The following is a 19,370-nucleotide window of genomic DNA, read 5'->3' as shown; positions in this document are numbered from 1 at the left end:
GTCAACTCATCACCAGTACCACGTGGAGGGTGCGCGGGCCGTGGACGCCTTCGACGCGCTCCAGCTCGATATCGCTCGTCGCGGAGGGCCCGCTGATCCACGTCATCGGGCGAGTCGGGTCGAGGCGGCTCAGCGCGTCCTGAACGTCCGGGACCACTTGGTCCTCGGTCACGATGCAGACGTGCAGATCCGGAACGAGCGACAGTGCCCGCCGTCCTTGGTCCGGTCCATGGTCGAGAACGATGGTCCCCGTCTCGGCGATCCGACGGCCGCGCGGGTGACGACCGCGTCGATCTCATCGAGATCGGTCGCGGTGAGAGCGTGGTCGGGGACGACTCGCTCCCCGAGGTCGAGCCCGAGTTCGTCGGGGACGACGACCCGCCCGGCGTGACCCAGCGCTTCCCGGACATATGCCGCGAGGTCGCCGGAGCGGCATACGTCCACCGTCGCGCAGTAGTCCCGCACGCGGTCGACAAAGCGTTGCAGGAGCGCGTCGCCCGAGAGGGGCGGTGGCGCGGCGTGCGTCTGCTCTTGTGGTGAGTGCGGTTGCGGCGCAATCCCTTCCGGACCTGAATCACCCGCCGCGCCCGCCCGCGCCCACCATTGACGGAAGGATGCCACAATCGCGTGCTGGTGCCGCACACACCCGGCGCAGGACCCGCTGGGGGTGACGATCGCGTCATACCCCTCGAAGGCCCCCGCGAACGCCCGCACGGCCGAGATCGCCTGTCTCGGGGAACATCGCATCGTTGACGCAGGTCACCATCAGAGCAACGCGCACGCTCCCCATACTGCCGCCAATCACGCAGTGCACGGGGACGTGACTGTCACCGGCATCCCACCGCCCACACGATCAACACTGCACATCCGCCGACCCGGTCCCGTCCGTCACACCCCCCCCGAGGACAATGGCAGGGATGGGGACTCGTCGGATGGGACACCAATGAAGTCACGAGAAGCCGCCGACCTCGGCCGGTTCGCCGGCACCGAGTTGCGCCACGCGACCACGCTCGTGCACGGCGTGCATTCTGGGATCAGCGACACGATTCACCGCGCTGTTCAAGCCGCCGTTGGACCGGCTGCCCTTCCGGTCCAGATCATCGCCGATGCGGTGACCTCGACCGCGTACACGGCCACTGGGTTCGGCCTCGACGCCGGGTCGCGGGTCGCGGGATGGATTGCTGGACAACGACTTCGGAGCCGAGGTGACGAAGCGCCAAGCATCCACGACGCCCCGCGAGGACACCAGGCGCTTGCCTTCGGACTGGGGATCCGCGGGGACGCGATCCACGCCCATACGCCGAGCATCAGCCCAGCCATGCAGGTGCGTTCCGGCGGTCGCCGCGTGGACCTGACCCCGGAGGGGGTCGGCGCGGCATACGGCCAAATTGGTGACCAGATCGCCGTCTTCCTGCACGGGCTGTGCGGGACCGAAGCCGCCTGGCAGTGGCGGGGCAACCCCCAGACGCCCTATGCCGCGCGGCTCGCCACCGATCTCGGCCTCACTCCGGTGACGGTGCGCTACAACACCGGCTTGCGGATCTCCGAGAACGGCCAGGCGCTCGTGGCCCTCCTCGACAGCCTGCACTCGGCGTGGCCGGTGCCGCTCACGAAAATCGTCCTCATCGGCCATTCGATGGGCGGTCTCGTCGTGCACAGCGCCCTGGCTCAAGCCCCGGACGACGCGGCGTGGCTGCCGCTCGTGACCGACTCGGTGTCGCTTGGCGCGCCCCATCACGGGTCGCCGGTCGCCCGCGGCGTGCGCCACGCCGCCGACACCTTGACCGAAACCACGCGTGGACGTCGGATCGGCGCCTACCTCGCCCAACGGAGCCTGGGCGTGCGTGACCTGGAGTACGGCAATGTCGTCCCGGCCGATTGGCAGGACGCTGGCTCGACGGACACGAGCGACCGGCGGACCCATCCGCCGGATCGAACCGGCATCCGCCACCACGCCATCGTCGCGGTGCTTGGCCGGCGCCCTGCACAGCTGGGTGCGGGCGTGGGCGACCTGCTCGTCCCGCTCGACTCCGCGCGCCACCTCGCCACGGCCACGCACCCGAGTCGGTTCGCCGACGAGGACGTCACGGTCGTGACCGGCCTGGATCACCTGGGCCTGCTCAACAACGACCGGGTGTATACCGCACTCCACGCCGCCTTGTCTGCTCCGGAGCTCTCGGTCCGCCCATAGGCTGGCGTCATGACCAAGTTGCGGTGGGGCATTGCGGGTCCGGGCAAGATGGCGGCCGTCATGGCGAGGGCCTTCCCGGACGTGACCAATGGCGAACTTGTCGCCGTCGGCTCGCGCTCGCTCGACCGGGCTCGAGCCTTCGCCGACGAGCACGGCATCGCCACCGCGCACGGGTCATATGACGCCCTGGTCACCGACCCGGATATCGACGCGATCTATATCGCCACTCCGCACCCGCAGCACACCGACATCGCCCTGGCCGCGATCGCCGCGGGCAAGCCGATCCTTGTCGAGAAGTCCTTCACCGCAACCGTCGAGGACACCACCCGGATCATCGAATCCGCTCGGACAGCAGGTGTTTTCGCGATGGAGGCGATGTGGACCCGCTTCAATCCGGCGATCGCCCACGCCCGGAAACTGATCGCCGATGGCGTCATCGGCGACCTGCGCGGGGTGCAAGGTGACCTGACCGCCTTCCGCCCGTTCGACGCCGCAGACCGGCTCTTCGACCCAGCCCTCGGCGGCGGCGCCGTCCTCGACCTCGGCGTCTATGTCCTGTCCTTCGCCCAGCACTTCCTCGGCACGCCCGATGTCGTCCATGCCGTCGGCGGCACCTTCCCCACGGGCGTCGAGGGCGAATTCGGCGTCCTCCTCGGCTACCGCGACGGCCGGTCCGCGACTCTCTCCGGGGCGTTCACGGCCTACGGACCGGGTCGGATGATGCTCATCGGCAGCGAGGGCTGGATCGATGTCCACCCGCGCTTCCACCGCTCCCCGTCGCTGACCGTATGGCGCGGCAAGACTCCCGAGCAGCTGACCTTCCCCGGCGGCTATCAGTTCGAGGTCATCCACGCGGGCGAGTGCCTCGCGGCCGGGCTCACCGAGAGCCCGATCATGCCGCTCGACGACACCCTCGCCGTGCAACGCCTGATGGCCGAGGTGCTCCAGCAAGTCCGCGCCTTCGCCGCCTCATGACCAATGACCCCGTAATCGCGTGGCTGCTCGCCACCGATCCCGCGATCGCCTGGCAGGTCCAGCGCGACCTCCTCGATGCACCCGAGGACGTATGGCGACCGCTCCGGTCCCGTGTCGAGCACGAGGGCTGGGGTGCTCGCCTTCTCGCACACCAGGATTCGGACGGCCAGTGGGCGGGCGGCGCGTTCTTCCCGCATGACTTCAGCCGGGAACTGTGGGAGGCGGAGGGCCAGCCGTGGACCGCGACGACCTACGCCCTCACCGACCTGCGGGAGTGGGGACGTGACCCGACCTCCGAGACAGCCCGCCGCACAGCCGACCTCGTCGGGCGCAACTCGCGATGGGATCACGACGGTCAGTCCTATTGGGCTGGCGAGGTCGAGGAATGCATCAACGGCCGCACCCTCGCCGATGGCGCCTACTTCGGGGCGGACGTGACCGGGATCGCCGATCGCCTCCTCACCGAGCAGCAGCCGGATGGCGGCTGGAACTGCGAGCGCGCGGAGGGATCGACCCGTGGTTCTTTCCACTCGACCATCAATGTGCTCGAAGGATTGCTGGAGTTCGAGAAGGCGACCCAACGCGCGGATGTGGCGAGCGCGCGGCATACGGGGGAAGAATTTCTGTTGTCCCGCAGCCTGTTCCGTCGGTTGACCGATGGGGAGATAGCCGACCAGGACTTCCTCAAGCTCACCCACCCGAACCGCTGGCACTATGACGTGCTCCGCGGCCTGGATTACCTGCGCGCCGCCGGATTCCACGACGCCACCGGCCCGGACCCGCGACTCGGCGAGGCGCTGGACTGGCTCCGCGGCAAGGCCGACGACGACGGCCGGTGGCCGCTGGAATCCCGCCCCGGCGGCCGGGTTTGGTTCGATGTCGACGACGGCATCGGTATGCCGTCCGCCTGGCTCACCCTCCGCGCCCGACGCGTGCTGCGGTGGGCTGACGACACTGGAGGAGTTGGCGCATGACGGACACCAGTTGGGAGACGCACCCGGTCACGCCGGATCGCTTCGAGGACTTCGCGGATGTGATCAATCCGAACCGGCGCGCGTCGCATTGCTGGTGCCTGTCCCATCGGCTGCGCGCCCAAGACATTGCGGCGCTCGGCGGCACGGACGAGGACGCCCGCGAACGCGCGGCTCGCGCCATGTGCGCGGAGAAACTCCCCCCGGGCGTTGTGACCTATCGCGATGGCACGCCGGTGGGCTGGTGCAATATCGGCCCACGCCAAGACATTCCGCGCCTCGCGGCCTCCAAGCTGATCCGGCCAGTCGACGACGTGCCGGTATGGAGCATCATCTGCGTCGTCGTGCGGGGCGGGCATCGCAAGCAGGGGGTTGTCGGTCACCTCATCCAGGGCGCGGTGGAGTGGGCACGCGCCAATGGCGCGCCGGCCGTCGAGGCCTATCCGGTCGATCCGCCGGGACGCATGGACCTGACGATGGCCTTCGTCGGGACCAAGGCGATGTTCGACGCGGCGGACTTCCAGGTCATCGGCACCACCGATGCGGTCGCCTCGAAGATGCCACGGCTGATCATGCGGCGTGACCTCAGGCCGTGACGGACGGGCCGAAGCGCAGCGCCGTCAACGCACCACCAACGACGACACCAGTGTGCAAACATCGACGGGCACGCCACCCAGTCTGACGGGAAATCGCCCGTCGCGAAACGGATTTCAGTCGCCGTCGTGCCCGTCACGAGCTTCGTCATCGTCAAACCAGTTCAGCGGCGACAGACGCGCCAACTCGTCGCAGACGAGGTCGCGGGTTTTCAGGATCTGACGTGCGTAGGCCGCAAGCAGCGGGTGCAGTCGCTCCCCGTCGGCGGGTGGCTCGAGACGCAACGTCTCCCCGCCCAGGGCCACCTCAACATCCAGCACGCCATAGCCGGCCCGGTGCACCTGCATCTCCCCGAGCTTGCCCAGGATCTTCAGCGGAGCCGGGTTATCCGCCGCTACCTCCGTCAGCAGGTGCGTGATGCCCTCTGGGGCCTGCTCGCACAACACCCGGGCAAGCAACGAGGCGATGCCGCGCCCCTGCCACGCGTCCTGGACCGTAAAGGCGATATCCGCGGTGTCGGGCCGCTCGGCATACCGCACCATGCGCCCGATCCCGACCGGGTGCATCCGACGGCCCTGCTCCACGAAAACGACGAGGGCTACGTGATCGATTCCGTCCACTTGGTCGACCAAGTGATCCAGCATGTCGTCGGTCAGGGCCGGGACGGCAGCCAGAAATCGGCTGCGTTTCGAGCTCGGCGAAAGCTTGAGGTACTCCTCGGCCAAGGCCGCGCGGTCCGACGGCAGGAGCGGTCCGACCCACACCAGTGTCCCGTCCGGGAGCGCTTCGCGCTCACACAACACGGTGATCCGCTCGTGATGGCGTGGCAGGCTCCGCGAAGGCATGGTCAAGCTCCAAGTCGTGTGGCTCGTACCAGGCTAAGCGGCCGGGCCGGATGCTCGGTGCCGCTATGCGGCATACCGTGAGATCCACCACGCATTGCCATCGATCCCGCGCCACTGGAGGACTTCGTGTCCGCTTCGTCCTTCGACATCACTGGCGCACGGGCACTAGTGACCGGCAGCAGCCAGGGCATCGGCAAGGCGCTCGCGCGGGCCCTCGTCGAGGCGGGGGCGGAGGTTGTCCTCAACGCCCGGCGCCCGGCGCCTTTGGTGGCGCTATAGGGCGCGATCGCCGGGGTCAGGTGGCGGATCTGACGGGCACGCTGCTCTGGCTGGCCAGCCCCGCATCGGATTTCGTGAATGGCCAGACGATCTTCGTCGACGGGGGCATGACCGCCGTCCTGTGAACGACGCGCAGGCATCGGCAATACTCGCGTCATGGACTTCAGCGACCGGGCAGCGACCTGGGATGACGACCCCGAGAAGCTGCGCAATGCGGCGCAGGTGGCCGAAGCGGTTCGACGCAATCTCGGCCTGACGGGCACGGAGGACGTGCTCGAGTTCGGTGGCGGCACCGGGCTGCTCAGTCGCGCCCTCGCCGATGACGTCGGCACGGTCGTGATCACCGACGCGGCTCCGGGCATGGTGGCGGTCGCCCAGCAACGGATCGACGATCTCGGCCGGGGTGACCGGATGCGGGCCGCACTTTTCGACCCGACGAGCGACGATACGGACCCGGGTCAGTTCGACGTCATTTGGAGCATGCTGGCCCTGCACCACGTGCCCGATATTGACGTCGCCCTGGCCCGACTGCGCGGGCTACTCAAGCCCGGCGGCCGGCTTGCGCTCGCCGACCTGGACGAAGACGCCGGCGGGTCGTTCCACCAAGCGCACGGAGACTTCCACGGGCACGACGGTTTCGATCGGCATACGCTCGGGCACGCCTTGCAGCGAATCGGCTTCCAGGACATCGCTTTCGACACGGCCACGACGGTCGACAAGGAGGTCGACGGGGCGCGCCGCAGCTACCCCGTCTTTCTCGTCACCGCCCGCGTCCCCCGCTGACCGGCGTCCGGGTGGTCGGGTGAGGATTGCCCCGTGAACGATGTGACGACCCCTCCGCGACCGTGGGTGTTGCACGTCGACATGGACCAATTCATCGCCGCGGTCGAGGTGCTGCGCCGGCCAGAACTCGCCGGGCGGCCCGTCATCGTCGGCGGGCGCGGAGACCCGACCGAGCGCGCCGTCGTGTCGACGGCTTCCTACGAGGCGCGAGCCTTCGGTGTCGGCTCCGGTATGCCGCTCCGCCTGGCCGCGCGCAAGGCGCCCGACGCGATCATCCTGCCCGTCGATGGGCCGGCCTATACGGCGGCCTCCGAGCAGGTCATGAACGTCCTGCGCTCGACGGGCGCCGTGGTCGAGGTGCTGGGCTGGGACGAAGCCTTCCTCGGGATCAGCACCGATGACCCCGAGCGCTGGGCACGCGAAACCCAGGCGGCGGTGCTGGCGGCGACCCACCTGCACTGCTCGATCGGCATCGGCGACAACAAGATCCGCGCCAAGCTCGCCACCGGGTTCGGCAAGCCGCGAGGTATCTTCCGGCTGACGGCGGACAACTGGTCCGAGGTCATGGGCGAGCGACCCACCATCGAGTTGTGGGGCGTCGGGTCGAAAGTGTCGAAGCGGCTCAGCGGCCTGGGCATCCACACGGTCCACGAGTTGGCTGCGGCCGACCCGGCCGTGCTCGTCGGCGAGTTCGGGCCGCGCATGGGCCAGTGGTATGCCGATCTCGGGCACGGCCGCGGCTCGAGCGTCGTCGACGACACCCCGTGGGTGGCGCGCGGGCACTCGCGCGAGACGACCTACCAACGCAACCTGGTGACGCGCGCCGAGGTCGAGGACGCCGTGCGTGTCCTCGTCGGCCAGGTGCTTGAGGACGTCCTCGCCGAGGGACGCCCGGTCATGCGGCTCACCCTGAAGGTCCGCTATGCGCCCTTCTTCACCAAGACCTTCAGTCGCAAACTACCGGCGGTGACCACGGATCGAGCCGCCCTCGAGGAGGCTGCCCTGTCCCTGGTCGACAAGATGGAGACCGGACGCGAGATCCGCCTGCTCGGGCTGCGGGCCGAGATGATCATGCCCGCGGACCCCGCCGAAGCCGGGCCGGTCAAGACCACCCCGATCCGCGGCGCCTTCTGACGGGTGCCGCCAATTGGCTCCTGCGTTCAGAGCATCTCCAGAGAGCTACGCCGCTCGGTGAGGTGGGCGCGCTCGGCCGGGTTGGTGGCGAGGTCCAGGGCCCGTTCGTATGCCGCCCGCGCACCGTCCGCGTCCCCGTTCCGTCGCAGCAACTCGGCCCGGGTGGCGTGCAGTGGGTGGTAGCCGTCCAGTGACCCAATGCCAGGGACCGCATCGATGGCTGCCAATCCCACCTCTGGCCCAGCCAATTCCGCCTGTGCCACAGCGCGATTGAGGCCGACGACGGGGGTCGGCGATACGGCATACAGCTGGCCATAGAGGACGACAATCTGCGCCCAGTCGGTGTCCTCCGAGCGTGGCGCGTCGGTGTGGACGGCGTTGATGGCTGCCTGGAGTTGAAAGGGGCCGGGAGCATTGCGGCGCAAGCACCTTCGCACGAGGTCGTGCCCCTCGGCGATCAGGTCGCGGTCCCACAGCGATCGGTCCTGGTCGGCCAAGGTGACGAGCCGACCGTCGACGACCCGCGCCGCGCGGCGTGCCTCGGTCAGCAGCAGCAGGGCGAGCAGCCCAGCCACCTCGGGTTCGTCCGGCATGAGTTCGACGACGAGGCGGGCCAGCCGGATCGCCTCGCCGGTGAGGTCCGGCCGCATCGCGTCGCCGGTCTCTTGGGTCGAGCCGCCCGGCAGGTAGCCCTCGTTGAAGATGAGATAGATCGTCGTGAGCACCGCCGTGAGTCGTGCGGGCAGGGCAGCATCCCCCGGCACCTCATAGGGGATGCGGGCCGCCGCGATCTTGCCCTTGGTGCGGGTCAGTCGCTTGGCCATCGTGGCCTCCTCGACGAGGAAGGCCGCGGCCACCTCGGCCGTCGAGAGACCGCCGAGCACCTTGAGGGTCAGCGCGACCTGCGCTGCGGGCGCCAACGCTGGGTGGCAGCAGGTGAAGACCATCCGCAGCCGGTCATCCTCGATGGAGGACTCGTCGGGCGTGGGGCCATCGGTGCCGTGGAGTTCGAGCAGCATGTGAGCCTCGCCCTCCTTGCTGGTGCGGGTCGATTCGCGGCGAAGGCGATCGATCGCGCGGCGTCGGGCGGTGGTCGTGAGCCAACCGCCGGGATTGGGAGGTATGCCGTCGCGCGGCCAGGTCTCCAGGGCCACGACATACGCCTCGGAGGCGGCGTCCTCGGCGTGGTCGATGCTGCCGAGATAACGGGTCAGGGCCGCCACGACCCGACCGTGCTCCTCGCGGAAAATGCGATCGAGCCGGTCGAGGTCGTGGCGCTCCCCGTTGAACATGCGGCGCGGTTCACTCGCCCTGGAAGGGACGCACCTCGACCGGGCCCTCGCAGGCGGCCGAGCCCTTGCGGGCCCATTCGAGCGCCTCGTCGAGGTCCTCGGACTCGATGACCCAGAAGCCGCCCATCTGCTCCTTGGACTCGGCATACGGGCCGTCGGTGATGACCGGGTCGCCCTTGCTCGCGTCGACGACGGTGGCCGTGGTGATCGGGTGGAGGCCGCCGGCGAAGACCCACTTGCCGGCCGCCTGCACCTCCTCGTTGAAGGCGCCGACCTGGGCGAACATCCGCTCCATATCCTCGGGCGTGGTCTGGGGAAAGTTCTGGTCGTCGTGCCAGACGGACAATAGGTACTGAGCCATGGGTTCTACTCCTTGGTTGGGGTGCTTACGACATCTCCACGAACGGCACCCCGGCAAAAGGACACCTGCCCGTGAAAAATTTCAGCACCGGGTCAAGCGTGCGGTGCTGTCACTTCTTGACGTAGTCGGCCAGATGCTTGCCGGTGAGGGTCTTCTTGCCCTTCACCAGGTCTGCCGGCGTGCCCTCAAAGACCACCTGACCGCCATCGTGCCCGGCCCCCGGGCCGAGGTCGATGATCCAGTCAGCGTGCGCCATCACCGCCTGGTGGTGCTCGATGACGATGACCGACTTCCCGGAATCCACGAGCCGATCGAGCATCCCGAGCAGGTTCTGGACATCGGCCAGGTGCAGACCGGTCGTCGGCTCGTCGAGGACGTAAATATCGCCCTTGTCCGCCATTTGCGTCGCCAACTTCAACCGCTGGCGCTCGCCACCGGACAGCGTGGTCAGCGGCTGGCCGAGCCGGACATAGCCCAGGCCCACATCCTTCATACGCTCCAGAATCTTTTGCGCCGCAGGCGTTTTCGCCTCACCGGCACCGAAGAAGTCAACCGCCTCGGCCACCGGCAGGTCCAGCACCTCGGCGATGTTCTTGCCGCCGAAGGTGTAGTCCAAGACGAAGGGCGCGAAGCGCTTGCCCTCGCACTCCTCGCATGGCGTCGAGACGCCGGCCATCATCGCGAGGTCGGTATAGATCACGCCCGCGCCATTGCACGTCGGGCAAGCGCCCTCGGAATTGGCGCTGAAGAGCGCGGGCTTGACGTCATTGGCCTTGGCGAAAGCCTTCCGAATCGGTTCCAGCACACCGGTATAGGTCGCCGGATTGCTCCGCCGCGAGCCCTTGATCGCCGACTGGTCGACGGTGACGACGCCGTCGAGCTTCTCCACAGACCCGCGGATCAGCGAGCTCTTCCCCGACCCGGCGACCCCCGTCAGCACAACGAGGCAGCCGAGGGGGATGTCGACATCCACATCCTTGAGGTTGTTCTCCGTGGCCCCGCGGACTTCGAGTTTCCCGGATGCCCTGCGCACCCCATCCTTCAGCGACGCCTTGTCGTCCAGGTGCCGGCCCGTCAAGGTGTCGCTGCCGCGCAGGCCCGCGACATCCCCCTCATACACAATCTCCCCACCACCGGTCCCGGCCCCTGGCCCGAGGTCGACGACGTGATCGGCAATGGCGATCGCCTCGGGCTTGTGCTCCACGACGAGGACGGTGTTTCCCTTGTCCCGCAACTGGATCAGCAGGTTGTTCATCCGTTGTATGTCGTGTGGGTGCAGCCCGATGGTCGGCTCGTCGAAGACATAGGTGACATCGGTCAGCGCCGACCCAAGGTGGCGAATCATCTTGGTGCGCTGCGCCTCGCCGCCGGAGAGCGTGCCGGACGACCGATCCAACGAGAGGTAGCCGAGCCCGATCTCGACGAAGGAGTCGAGCGTCTCCTGCAGGCCCTCCAGCAACGGCCCGACGGAAGGATCGTCGAGTTCGCGCACCCACTCGGCGAGGTCGCTGATCTGCATCTGGCAGGCATCAGCGATATTCATCCCCTTGATCTTCGAGCTGCGCGCCGCCTCGTTCAGCCGCGTGCCCGCGCAGTCGGGGCAGGTCTGGAAGGTGACGGCGCGGTCGACAAAAGCGCGAATGTGCGGCTGCATCGCCTCGCGGTCCTTGGACAGCATCGACTTCTGGATGCGCGGGATGACGCCTTCGTAGGTGATATTGATGCCGTCGACCTTGATCTTGGTCGGCTCCTTATAGAGCAGGTCGTGCAGCTCACGCTTGGTGAACTTCTTGATCGGCTTGTCCGGGTCATAGAAGCCGCTGCCCATGAAGACGCGGCCATACCAGCCGTCCATCGAGTAGCCCGGGATCTGCAGCGCCCCCTCGCGCAGCGACTTGTTCTCGTCATAAATCGCCGTGTAGTCGAAGTCGCTCACCTTGCCCACGCCCTCGCAGCGCGGGCACATGCCGCCCTGGATGCTGAACTCCCGGCGCTCCTTGATCTGCTGCCCCGCCTTGGTCATCGTCACGGCGCCCGCGCCGGAGACGGAGGCGACGTTGAAGGAGAAGGCCTTGGACGTGCCGATATACGGCTGCCCGAGCCGGCTGAACAGGATGCGCAGCATGGCGTTGACATCGGTGACGGTGCCGACGGTCGAGCGAATGTTGGCGCCCATCCGTTCCTGGTCGACGATGATCGCCGTCGTCAGCCCCTCCAGCAGGTCGACATCCGGCCGCGCGAGCGTGGGCATGAAGCCCTGTACGAAGGTCGAGTAGGTCTCGTTGATCATCCGCTGGCTCTCGGCCGCGATGGTGGCAAAGACCAGCGAGCTCTTGCCCGAGCCGGACACTCCGGTGAAGACCGTCAGCCGCCGCTTGGGCAGCTCGACATTGACCTCCTTGAGGTTGTTCTCTCGTGCCCCGACGACGCGGATCAGGTCGTGCGAGTCGGCCGTATGTTGCCCGCCCGCCTCAGTTTTCGTGCTCGCCATCGCCTGTGCTCTCCATCGTGCGTGTCCGTCTCGGGAATCGGGCCAGCCTAATCGCGCCCCGCCGCCCCCTCCGGACGACGATCGGCGCTGCCTGAATCCACCCGCCGACCTCCGCAGGGCAGACGGGAGGGTTAATACACTCCCGACCGATGACCCATGGTCACCGCGACGATGACGAAAGGTCAGACGCCCGACTCGCCCCAGAGCTCACTGGCTGGGCGTGACGTCCTCCCTGACGCCTCCCAGTCACGAATGGCCTCGTCAGCCCAGTACTGCTCCTCAAGTTCCGCGAGGTGGAGTTTTATGGCCTGGCGCACGTAGAAAGTCTTCGAGCGTCCGGTCCTGGCTGCGAGTCGATCGAGTCGAGAGTCTTCCTCTGGAGTGAGACGACCTGATAGCGGCATGACCGGACCCTTCTGCGATACACGTATCGCATCGAGGCTCATGACAAATCCGCCCGCCGACCGAGTCCGGTCGTGGGGAAGTTTGGTGTCGCCCTGGCATCAGCAAATTTCCCCACCACGTGCCATCACTGGGGCAGAGTGACCGCCGGGCCTAGGTCGGCCGGAGAGTCGGGCACGTGCGGGGGTATGCCGTCGCGCGGCTCCGCGCGCAGGTTCCGGATACTCGGCACCGACAGCGAGGCCGCGCTGGTGACCACCATGACGGCCGCACAGGCGAGCAAGACGCGGTGGGCGCCATACGCATCGGCCAGCGGCCCGGCCAGGATGATCCCGAGGGGGCCGAGGGCGAGGGAGCCGAGGGCGTCATACGAACTGACCCGGGAGAGCGAGTCCGGCGGGATCTCGCGCTGCATCGTCGTCTGCCAGAAGATCGTCAGCATCTCGAAGGCCAGGCCCAGCCCGAAGCTCGCGACGCAAATCGCGGCGAGCGGGGCGTGCAGGCCGAGCAGGAGATAGGGCGGGGCCCCGAGGAAACTCAGCAAGACCACGACCCGGATGGGGTACGCGGGCCGCCACCGCAGCGCGAGCAGCCCGCCCACGATCAGCCCCAGAGACTCGATGACGAGGATGGTCGACCAGGCGCCGGCACCACCGAGTGCCGTCTTGGCGACGACTGGTCCGAGGACGAGATGGGCCGCCTGCCACACCATGACGAAGGCGGAGAACTGCAGGACACAGACCCAGAGCCAGGTGCGCGACCGGAACTCCGACCAGCCGTCGCGCAATTCCGACCACACCGATGGGCCGGCGACAGCATCGCGCGGCGTGACGCCCAAGCGCAGGCGACCGACGCAGAGGCCAGCAACCAGGAAGACCGCGCCCGCCGCGATGAGAGCCCAGCCACCGCCGATCGCGACGACGACCACCCCGCCCGCCACCAGGCCAGCGACGCGAGCCGTGTTGCCGCCCAACCCGATCAGCGCGTTTCCGTCCTGCAGCGAGGCGGCGGGGACGATGTCCGGAATGATCCCGGTCATCGCGGGCCAGACGAGGGCGCCGGCAATCCCTGCAAGGAAGGTCATCGCCGCCAGGCCCAGGATGGGTGCGTGCCCGGTGAGCAGCATCAGGCCGATGACGCCATGCAGGAGCGCATTGACCCAAGAGGCCGCCTGGAGCACGCGATCGCGCGGATAGCGGTCCGCGATGACCCCGCCGATCAGCGTGAAGAGGACCAGCGCGATCGACTCCGCCGCCAAGACGACCGACAACGTGGTGGCCGTTGCTCCCGGCAGGTCCAGCACGCCGAACGCGATGGCTACTGGCGCGAAGGCCATCGCCAGCATCGACAGAGTGCGCGCGATCAGCAGCAAGACGAACCGCTCGTCGCGCAGCAGGGCGGAACGCGCGGAGGGCATCCGGCCACGCTATGCCCGGCCGTCCGACTCACGCCACCCGATTGATGCGGCTTGCCGGACTTCAGACCCCCTGTCAACCACGGTTGACAACTCGTCGTGAGCAACCTAGGTTGACAGGCATGGAAAGACCGATCGAGGCCATCGCCGCCGATGTGGCGGAGCCGATGACGGGACTGCGCGCGGTCGTCGCCCTGCGCCGGCTCGCGGACCAGTTGGAGTTGCGACAGGTGCAGGCCGCGGTGGACGCGGGCTTTTCGTGGCCCGAGATTGCGGCCGCACTCGGAGTGACCCGCCAGGCCGTGCACAAGAAATACCACCGACGTATCCGCCACGACGAAGGGAACCGATGATGACGACACGATTCGAGCGGATGGAGCAGGTCTGGCGCCTGCTCATCGCGAGCAATGACGAAGCGCTGCGGGCTGGGCACGACGTGGTCGACACCGATCACGTCCTGCTGGGACTGCTCGTCATCGGCGGCGAGAGCGCAGCCCGCTTGCGTCACGAGGGGCTGACGCTCGACGCGGGTCGGGCGGCCATGGCCCAGGTCGCCCGCGACGACCTCGCCAGCATCGGCATACTCGATGAAGCGTGGCCCACGCCCCCGCCTTCCCGCTATGCCGCAGAATCGCTCAGGTTCTCCGAGCGCGCCAGGGAGGCCCTGGAGGCTGCGCACACCGAAAACGATCTGCCGGTGCTGAATGCCATCACGACCGATTCGCAGGGCCCGGCGACTCGGCTGCTGGAAGTCGCCGGGATCAGGACCGGCGCCCTCGCGCAGGCAGGGCACGCGATCGAAGAAGAACCCGAGCGCGAGGCCTGGACCGCACTAGTCGAGGAAACGGTTCCGGTTGCCGCAGAACGCATCTGGGCTCTCTTGACCGATCCGCGCAGGAGGCCGGAGTGGGATGAGGACGTTGCCGAGATCACGATCCTCGACGACTCGAGCTTTCGAGGGATTCCACGGATCGTGGCCGATTCTCCGAAGTTCAGCAGCGCCTTCGGATTCACCGGCGCTGTCACGACCTACCGAGTCAGCGAGAACTCTCCCGGCGAGGCGATTGCCTGGGACGCGCAGTTCCCCGGTCGCGGCGGTCGACTGCGCGGCCGTCAACCCTTCGAGGAGCGCCTCCGAATCTCCCTAACCCCGATTGCGGGAGGCAGCACGCGGTTGACGATCGCGCTGCGCTCGGACCTGCGGCGGACGGGCGGCCTGCTGGGCGCGCTGGAGCGGCGGATGTCGCGCTTCCAGGAAGTCCGGCTCCGACTTATCGCGCAGGCGCTCGCCCAATCCGCGTGATGCTCGCCCAGCAGCGGGCTTCACGTCGTCGCCAGGGTGCGGTTGTCGATCTCCGGGTGGTGGCGGCGGATGTTCACCTTGCGCTCGAGTTCCTCGATGATGATGGGCGCGAAGTCCACGTCGGTCATCCCTTTCGCGCTGCCCAGCCCTCCGGGGCTGAAAACGTTGACCTCCATCAGCTTGTCGCCGACGATGTCGAGCCCGACGAGGAACATGCCGTCCGCGACCAGCTTGGGGCGCACGATGTCGATCAGTTCCAGCATCTCGTCGGTGACCTTGGCCGCCTTGGCGCTCCCGCCGGCCGACATATTCGAGCGCAGATCGGTGCCGGCGCTGACCCGGCGGAAGGCGGCATACGCTCCCTTGCTTTCCAGCGGACGGCCGTTCATGACGAAGAAGCGCACGTCACCATTCTTGGCCTCCGGGAGATATTCCTGCGCCACGACATAGCCGTCCCGGCTGATCGCTTCGATGATCTGGTTGAGGTTCGGCGACTCCTTGCGGTCGACGAGGAAGACGCCGCTGCCACCCGAGCCCTGCAGAGGTTTGAGCACGGCCCGGCCACCGAGGTCGCTGACGAATTCGTCGATCAGGTCGGCGTCGCGGGAGATCAGCGTCCGCGGGCGCACGATCTGCGGGAAATGCTGGAAGTAGGCCTTCGAGAGGGCATTGGCCAAACACGTCGGATCATTGACCACGAGCACCCCGAGCGCGGCAACCACCTGTCCGAACGCCACCGCCGCATTGGGCGCCCACGGCGCGCTCTCGGCGTCGTCGGCGGGGTCGTTGCGCAACATGACCACGTCGAACTCCGCCAGCCCGATCAACTCCTCGATGTCTGGCTTTTGAACATCCGCCAGGTGCCGCTCGAGCGAGCGATAGGACTTGCCACTCGCGCGCCGGGCCTTGGTCGAGATGGACCCGTCCGGTTGATAGGACAAATCGCCGACGCCCATGAACCACGCCTCGTGGCCGAGCTGTTTGGCGGTCATGGCGAGCCGATTGGTGGTGTAGACGGGCTTCTCGGTCGCGACGTCGTTGACGACGAAGCCGATCTTCATACGGGCACCTCCAGGAGTTGGCCGAGGTCGTCGGCCTGGGCTGCGGCGGCCAGCCGGTCGGCGGCCGCCGGGTCGAGCAGGTAGCGCGGGATTAGGCGAGCCGGGCGCAGGATCCCGGCCGTATCGAGGTCTTCGATGAGCGGCAGATCGCGCAAGGCAAACTTGCCGCGACACAGCAGATCCAGCCGCCCGCCACCGCGCAGATGGCCAAGCAGGTCGACCAGGCCGCGCAGATAGATCGCATCCTTCGTCATCCCGCCGGCCCGGAAGATGCGCATGACCGTCGTGAACGCGCTGTGTTCCGGGAAACCCTCGTCGACCAAGGCGTCGTGGGCCTCGCGAAAGCTCGCTCCGCCGATCCGGCGATGCACCGTCAGGACGCGAGCTGCCAACTGCCGCAACCGAAATGCGGTCAACCCGCCACTGAGAATCTCGGCGAGGACGGCCAAGCCTTCTTGCGTCTCGTCATAGCCCGCCAAGCCCGAGCCGAGCACTTTGATCGGCTGCGCCGAGCCATTGACCTGGGTCACGAGGTGAGTCCCGACCTCGTGGTGAATCAGCGCCTCAGCACGTCGAGCCTGGACCACTGACTCCGGACCGATCAACAGGCTATTGCCCGAGACGAGAACGCCCGAGGCGTCGGGGCGAATCTCTGCATGCATCTCGATGTCAGGATCCTGCTCGCGATAGCGCGCGACCTCGGCGAGCGCGAGTTCCAGGAAACTCTCCGCGTCGAGCGCCTCCCCCGCCGATTCCGTATGCCGAACGCTCCCAAGCACCGCCTCGGCTTGCTCGCGCAGGGCTGGGGCGACCCCGCCATACAGTTCGATGGACAAGGCGAGGAAGTCCTCGCTGTCGCGCGCCGCCAGCATCGCGAGTTGCAGTTCTAGCTCTCGGTGTTTGGCGCGCAGCAGGTGCCCGAGGGTGGGATTCACGACGGCCGACACCTCGATCGCCGCGAGTTGCGCGGCCGCCACCTCGGGGTCGATCTGAAGTTCGCGATAGGTGAAAACTGGGTCACCGCTTCGCTTTTCGTCGTATGCCGCCCGCGCCGACGCGGCGTCCACCGGCGTCACCTCGAGCAGGAAGCGCAGGCTCGCCGAGAGTTGCGCGAGCGCATGGTCGACGGCCAGGTCCTCAGGCGTGAGCTCCAGGAACTCGGTCACGACAGCGCCGCCAGTTCGCCCGCCAAGCCCGGGAGGGTGGCTGCGAGATTCGTTCGGGCACAGGCGATTGCGTCGCGGTCGGGCACCCCGGTCCACTCGTCCATGAAGGTTTTCTTGAACTCCAGCGCCAACACGCAGCCGATGCGCGGGTAACGGTCATGAACCCACCACGCGAGTTGCCGCCCCTCGAATTTCACGTTCTCGCGCACATCCACCGGCCCGCAGCCCAGCTCGGGATCGGCCAGGTCACGGGCGAAGCGATCCACGAGTCCGCCGAAGCGGCTGCGGTCTACCGAGCCGGTGCCGAGATTGACCTCCGGGTTGTCCGCAACCGCCTCGGCCGGCTGGTCCGGGCCGGGCCGACGATGGTTGTAGGAGTGGACGTGGAGCAGGACGAAAGGCCCCCGCTCGGCCACCGCATCGAGCCGCTCGGCAAGCGCGGTGTAAAAGGTGTCCCACGTCTGGAGGCTGGCGCGAAAGAGGTCATCCGGCAGTACCTCGTCACGCCAGATCCTGAGTCCCCACGCGTCCTCCGGTGCCCGATAGACGGCTTCGCGACGCGGGCGGTTGAGGTCGACCTCGAAGCGGGAGGTGTGCGTGATCGCTCGACTCGGCACAGCGGCCGCGATCTCGTCCGTGAAGGGGTCCTCCTCGCGCAACCGGTCCGCCTCATCGAGGATCATGACCTGCTGGAGGTCGGCGCGGATGTCATGTCCCGCGTGCACAGAGGTTGCGAGGATCTGACCGTCCCACGGCCCGGTGAAATCGACGACGCGATGTCGGTCCATGGCCCTTTGTAGCCGGTGGACCGGCAGCCACCTCGCGAAAGCCCACCCCTGATTCTTCGTCTCATCCTTTCGGGTGAGCCAGGCTCACCGCCCGTACGCTGACCGGATGACGGGCGCGGACCTGATGACGGACGCTGACCTGACGACGGGCACCGAGGTGATCGGGCCGATCGAGACGCCCGGGGAGTCACCGCCCCCCATCCTGTTCATCGCACCGCACCAGGACGACGAGTTGCTCTCGATGGGAGCGGCCATTAAGGCCGAAGTCGCGACCGGCCGCGAGGTCCGCGTGCTGCTCGTCGGCCGCGGCAACAAGTCGGTCGTGCGCACCCGTGATATGCCGAGGCTACTCGGCCGCACACCCAGCGAGTGGGAGTTCGGTCGGATCCGCGATGCTGAGTTCCGGTGGAGCGTCGAGAATCTCGGCGCCACCCCCCTGCTCCCGTCGTATGTCGACCGTCTCGACGAGCGCGCCTTCACCAGCAACGACGTGCTCGCCTACATCCAGACCTTTGCCCCGCCCGGCGGGACAGCTGTGGCGACCCTGACGGCATACGCGGAGCACAATCCGGACCACCGAGCCTGCGCGGAGGCGGCCAGCCGACTCCACGAGGGCGGGCACACGGCATACCCACCGGCCTTTTTCACGGCCTGCTCGCGTCGTGCAGCGGTCGAGGCCCTCGGCCACCATGTCGTCCCCGAGGGCGCCGCCACCCCAGTGACCCCTGGCGACCAGCAGCCCTATCGACACACCGATCTCGCCACCGACCGGTGGGGTGTCGGCTATCGCTCGGTCCCGTATATGTTCGATGCCCAACTCGCCGACCCGCTCGCCTACCGCGTGCTGGCTGAGTGACATCAGCGGGCGGGCGAGCGATTGAATGAGACGACCATCGGCCGGGTCCCGGCGAAACCGCCGCTCGGTGGCCAACGCAGCGGCGAACTGCCATAGAAGTAGCGGATCGTCTCGGGATTACCCATCGTCACGGCCTGTCGGGTCAGCGCGGCGGCATAGGTCTCCGGCGGGTAGTTGGCCACCGTGTTAGCCCGTGAGCGTCATCGTTGCGCGGGACGAGGACGTGCCGAACGACTCGCCGGTAGGCGCGCCCGAGGGGGCGGAGTGGGTCGCTGCAGCGGCGCTTGCCGTGACGAGGGACGCGGCCAGCGTGGCGGCAGCAAGGATTCTGCGGATCATGTGGAGGCTCCTGCGGAAAGGGACTGTGGTCCTCGGCGGAACCCACGACGCTGGGTGTTGCGAGGTCGGGCCGCATCCGGAAAACCCCCGCGCTCGGGCGCGTCGCACCTCGTTGACCTTGGCTT

The 19,370-nt window shown here is 67.8% G+C and carries 23 protein-coding genes and 1 pseudogene; 11 read left to right on the top strand and 13 right to left on the bottom strand.

Annotated features, from left to right (window positions below; translation table 11 throughout):
* Window position 1 precedes the first annotated feature (1 nt).
* Together ABD225_RS17955 and ABD225_RS17950 are read right to left on the bottom strand one after the other, a co-directional pair.
* Window positions 2-205: a LutC/YkgG family protein gene (locus tag ABD225_RS17955; protein WP_344088913.1), complete on the bottom strand. Its 204-nt coding sequence runs from the start codon at window positions 203-205 to the stop codon at window positions 2-4.
* Window positions 169-714 (bottom strand): hypothetical protein, encoded by a 546-nt coding sequence (locus ABD225_RS17950; protein WP_344088849.1) that lies wholly within the window; start codon window positions 712-714, stop codon window positions 169-171. The genes ABD225_RS17955 and ABD225_RS17950 overlap by 37 nt, the downstream gene beginning before the upstream one ends.
* A gap of 229 nt (window positions 715-943) precedes the next feature.
* On the opposite strand from ABD225_RS17950, the gene ABD225_RS17945 reads away from it, so the two are divergent.
* The 4 genes from ABD225_RS17945 to ABD225_RS17930 are packed head-to-tail and all read left to right on the top strand — an operon-like array spanning window position 944 to window position 4,733.
* On the top strand, window positions 944-2,191 hold the full coding sequence (locus tag ABD225_RS17945) for an esterase/lipase family protein (protein WP_344088847.1): 1,248 nt from the start codon (window positions 944-946) through the stop codon (window positions 2,189-2,191).
* Window positions 2,192-2,200: 9 nt separating this feature from the next.
* Window positions 2,201-3,166, top strand: a complete 966-nt coding sequence (locus ABD225_RS17940; protein ID WP_344088844.1) for a Gfo/Idh/MocA family protein — start codon at window positions 2,201-2,203, stop codon at window positions 3,164-3,166.
* The gene (locus ABD225_RS17935) at window positions 3,163-4,140 is read left to right on the top strand and encodes a hypothetical protein (RefSeq protein ID WP_344088841.1); all 978 of its coding nucleotides are present in this window, start codon (window positions 3,163-3,165) and stop codon (window positions 4,138-4,140) included. The genes ABD225_RS17940 and ABD225_RS17935 overlap by 4 nt, the downstream gene beginning before the upstream one ends.
* On the top strand, window positions 4,137-4,733 hold the full coding sequence (locus ABD225_RS17930; RefSeq protein ID WP_344088838.1) for a GNAT family N-acetyltransferase: 597 nt from the start codon (window positions 4,137-4,139) through the stop codon (window positions 4,731-4,733). The genes ABD225_RS17935 and ABD225_RS17930 overlap by 4 nt, the downstream gene beginning before the upstream one ends.
* Before the next feature lie 114 nt (window positions 4,734-4,847).
* On the opposite strand, the gene ABD225_RS17925 is transcribed toward ABD225_RS17930, so the two are convergent.
* Window positions 4,848-5,576, bottom strand: coding sequence for a GNAT family N-acetyltransferase (locus tag ABD225_RS17925; RefSeq protein WP_344088835.1), 729 nt, complete (start codon window positions 5,574-5,576; stop codon window positions 4,848-4,850).
* Window positions 5,577-5,702: 126 nt separating this feature from the next.
* Between ABD225_RS17925 and ABD225_RS17920 the strand changes: the two genes are divergently transcribed.
* The 4 genes and pseudogenes from ABD225_RS17920 (at window position 5,703) to ABD225_RS17905 (ending at window position 7,772) form a co-directional block, all read left to right on the top strand.
* Window positions 5,703-5,855 carry an SDR family NAD(P)-dependent oxidoreductase gene (locus ABD225_RS17920; RefSeq protein ID WP_344088832.1) on the top strand — a complete coding sequence of 51 codons (153 nt, stop codon included), beginning with the start codon at window positions 5,703-5,705 and terminating at the stop codon, window positions 5,853-5,855.
* Window positions 5,856-5,863: 8 nt separating this feature from the next.
* Window positions 5,864-5,980: pseudogene (locus ABD225_RS17915) on the top strand (SDR family oxidoreductase); the annotation flags it as partial.
* A gap of 31 nt (window positions 5,981-6,011) precedes the next feature.
* On the top strand, window positions 6,012-6,638 hold the full coding sequence (locus tag ABD225_RS17910) for a class I SAM-dependent methyltransferase (protein WP_344088829.1): 627 nt from the start codon (window positions 6,012-6,014) through the stop codon (window positions 6,636-6,638).
* A gap of 33 nt (window positions 6,639-6,671) precedes the next feature.
* Window positions 6,672-7,772, top strand: coding sequence for a DNA polymerase IV (locus tag ABD225_RS17905; RefSeq protein WP_486348479.1), 1,101 nt, complete (start codon window positions 6,672-6,674; stop codon window positions 7,770-7,772).
* A 26-nt stretch (window positions 7,773-7,798) separates the two neighbouring features.
* Here ABD225_RS17905 and ABD225_RS17900 read toward each other — a convergent pair whose 3' ends face one another.
* The 5 genes from ABD225_RS17900 to ABD225_RS17880 form a co-directional block, all read right to left on the bottom strand.
* Entirely contained in the window at window positions 7,799-9,064 is a 1,266-nt protein-coding gene (locus ABD225_RS17900; protein ID WP_344088827.1) for an RNA polymerase sigma factor, read from the bottom strand.
* 10 nt (window positions 9,065-9,074) lie between these two features.
* A complete protein-coding gene (locus ABD225_RS17895; RefSeq protein WP_344088825.1) occupies window positions 9,075-9,425 on the bottom strand; it encodes a YciI family protein in 351 nt (116 codons plus the stop codon).
* A gap of 109 nt (window positions 9,426-9,534) precedes the next feature.
* A complete protein-coding gene (locus ABD225_RS17890) occupies window positions 9,535-11,916 on the bottom strand; it encodes an ATP-binding cassette domain-containing protein (protein ID WP_344088822.1) in 2,382 nt (793 codons plus the stop codon).
* 182 nt (window positions 11,917-12,098) lie between these two features.
* Entirely contained in the window at window positions 12,099-12,320 is a 222-nt protein-coding gene (gene relB / locus ABD225_RS17885) for a type II toxin-antitoxin system RelB family antitoxin (RefSeq protein ID WP_344088908.1), read from the bottom strand.
* 125 nt (window positions 12,321-12,445) lie between these two features.
* Complete coding sequence (locus ABD225_RS17880; protein ID WP_344088819.1) at window positions 12,446-13,735, bottom strand: MFS transporter; 1,290 nt, start codon at window positions 13,733-13,735, stop codon at window positions 12,446-12,448.
* 119 nt (window positions 13,736-13,854) lie between these two features.
* On the opposite strand from ABD225_RS17880, the gene ABD225_RS17875 reads away from it, so the two are divergent.
* Together ABD225_RS17875 and ABD225_RS17870 are read left to right on the top strand one after the other, a co-directional pair.
* Entirely contained in the window at window positions 13,855-14,085 is a 231-nt protein-coding gene (locus ABD225_RS17875; protein ID WP_344088816.1) for a helix-turn-helix domain-containing protein, read from the top strand.
* Window positions 14,085-15,035: an SRPBCC family protein gene (locus ABD225_RS17870; protein ID WP_344088813.1), complete on the top strand. Its 951-nt coding sequence runs from the start codon at window positions 14,085-14,087 to the stop codon at window positions 15,033-15,035. The genes ABD225_RS17875 and ABD225_RS17870 overlap by 1 nt, the downstream gene beginning before the upstream one ends.
* A 20-nt stretch (window positions 15,036-15,055) precedes the next feature.
* On the opposite strand, the gene ABD225_RS17865 is transcribed toward ABD225_RS17870, so the two are convergent.
* From ABD225_RS17865 to ABD225_RS17855, 3 genes are read right to left on the bottom strand one after another with little or no spacing between them, the layout of a single operon-like run.
* A complete protein-coding gene (locus tag ABD225_RS17865; RefSeq protein ID WP_344088810.1) occupies window positions 15,056-16,096 on the bottom strand; it encodes a glutathione synthetase in 1,041 nt (346 codons plus the stop codon).
* A complete protein-coding gene (locus tag ABD225_RS17860; RefSeq protein ID WP_344088807.1) occupies window positions 16,093-17,262 on the bottom strand; it encodes a peptidase MATCAP family protein in 1,170 nt (389 codons plus the stop codon). Before ABD225_RS17860 ends, ABD225_RS17865 begins: the two co-directional genes overlap by 4 nt.
* Window positions 17,259-18,050 (bottom strand): N-formylglutamate amidohydrolase, encoded by a 792-nt coding sequence (locus tag ABD225_RS17855; protein WP_344088804.1) that lies wholly within the window; start codon window positions 18,048-18,050, stop codon window positions 17,259-17,261. Before ABD225_RS17855 ends, ABD225_RS17860 begins: the two co-directional genes overlap by 4 nt.
* Window positions 18,051-18,156: 106 nt before the next feature.
* Here ABD225_RS17855 and ABD225_RS17850 point away from each other — a divergent pair, with 106 nt between their 5' ends.
* Window positions 18,157-18,906 carry a PIG-L family deacetylase gene (locus ABD225_RS17850; RefSeq protein ID WP_344088801.1) on the top strand — a complete coding sequence of 250 codons (750 nt, stop codon included), beginning with the start codon at window positions 18,157-18,159 and terminating at the stop codon, window positions 18,904-18,906.
* 2 nt (window positions 18,907-18,908) lie between these two features.
* On the opposite strand, the gene ABD225_RS17845 is transcribed toward ABD225_RS17850, so the two are convergent.
* Both ABD225_RS17845 and ABD225_RS17840 read right to left on the bottom strand, forming a co-directional pair.
* Complete coding sequence (locus tag ABD225_RS17845; protein ID WP_344088798.1) at window positions 18,909-19,088, bottom strand: hypothetical protein; 180 nt, start codon at window positions 19,086-19,088, stop codon at window positions 18,909-18,911.
* Window positions 19,089-19,092: 4 nt separating this feature from the next.
* The gene (locus ABD225_RS17840) at window positions 19,093-19,245 is read right to left on the bottom strand and encodes a hypothetical protein (protein WP_344088795.1); all 153 of its coding nucleotides are present in this window, start codon (window positions 19,243-19,245) and stop codon (window positions 19,093-19,095) included.
* Between the last annotated feature and the right edge of the window lie 125 nt (window positions 19,246-19,370).

This window comes from Nostocoides veronense (genome assembly GCF_039531185.1).
Lineage (GTDB): Bacteria > Actinomycetota > Actinomycetes > Actinomycetales > Dermatophilaceae > Nostocoides_A > Nostocoides_A veronense.
The sequence above is the reverse complement of the archived record's forward strand: the minus strand, read 5'-3'. Positions and strand labels throughout refer to the sequence as shown.

What these genes read in the sequence shown, in the direction of transcription:
- ABD225_RS17945 (WP_344088847.1), top strand. Translation starts at nt 944, where the DNA reads ATGAAGTCACGAGAAGCCGCCGACCTCGGCCGGTTCGCCGGCACCGAG.
- ABD225_RS17940 (WP_344088844.1), top strand. Translation starts at nt 2,201, where the DNA reads ATGACCAAGTTGCGGTGGGGCATTGCGGGTCCGGGCAAGATGGCGGCC.
- ABD225_RS17935 (WP_344088841.1), top strand. Translation starts at nt 3,163, where the DNA reads ATGACCAATGACCCCGTAATCGCGTGGCTGCTCGCCACCGATCCCGCG.
- ABD225_RS17930 (WP_344088838.1), top strand. Translation starts at nt 4,137, where the DNA reads ATGACGGACACCAGTTGGGAGACGCACCCGGTCACGCCGGATCGCTTC.
- ABD225_RS17925 (WP_344088835.1), bottom strand. Translation starts at nt 5,576, where the DNA reads ATGCCTTCGCGGAGCCTGCCACGCCATCACGAGCGGATCACCGTGTTG.
- ABD225_RS17910 (WP_344088829.1), top strand. Translation starts at nt 6,012, where the DNA reads ATGGACTTCAGCGACCGGGCAGCGACCTGGGATGACGACCCCGAGAAG.
- ABD225_RS17900 (WP_344088827.1), bottom strand. Translation starts at nt 9,064, where the DNA reads ATGTTCAACGGGGAGCGCCACGACCTCGACCGGCTCGATCGCATTTTC.
- ABD225_RS17895 (WP_344088825.1), bottom strand. Translation starts at nt 9,425, where the DNA reads ATGGCTCAGTACCTATTGTCCGTCTGGCACGACGACCAGAACTTTCCC.
- ABD225_RS17890 (WP_344088822.1), bottom strand. Translation starts at nt 11,916, where the DNA reads ATGGCGAGCACGAAAACTGAGGCGGGCGGGCAACATACGGCCGACTCG.
- relB (WP_344088908.1), bottom strand. Translation starts at nt 12,320, where the DNA reads ATGCCGCTATCAGGTCGTCTCACTCCAGAGGAAGACTCTCGACTCGAT.
- ABD225_RS17880 (WP_344088819.1), bottom strand. Translation starts at nt 13,735, where the DNA reads ATGCCCTCCGCGCGTTCCGCCCTGCTGCGCGACGAGCGGTTCGTCTTG.
- ABD225_RS17875 (WP_344088816.1), top strand. Translation starts at nt 13,855, where the DNA reads ATGGAAAGACCGATCGAGGCCATCGCCGCCGATGTGGCGGAGCCGATG.
- ABD225_RS17870 (WP_344088813.1), top strand. Translation starts at nt 14,085, where the DNA reads ATGACGACACGATTCGAGCGGATGGAGCAGGTCTGGCGCCTGCTCATC.
- ABD225_RS17865 (WP_344088810.1), bottom strand. Translation starts at nt 16,096, where the DNA reads ATGAAGATCGGCTTCGTCGTCAACGACGTCGCGACCGAGAAGCCCGTC.
- ABD225_RS17855 (WP_344088804.1), bottom strand. Translation starts at nt 18,050, where the DNA reads ATGGACCGACATCGCGTCGTCGATTTCACCGGGCCGTGGGACGGTCAG.
- ABD225_RS17850 (WP_344088801.1), top strand. Translation starts at nt 18,157, where the DNA reads ATGACGGGCGCGGACCTGATGACGGACGCTGACCTGACGACGGGCACC.
- ABD225_RS17840 (WP_344088795.1), bottom strand. Translation starts at nt 19,245, where the DNA reads ATGATCCGCAGAATCCTTGCTGCCGCCACGCTGGCCGCGTCCCTCGTC.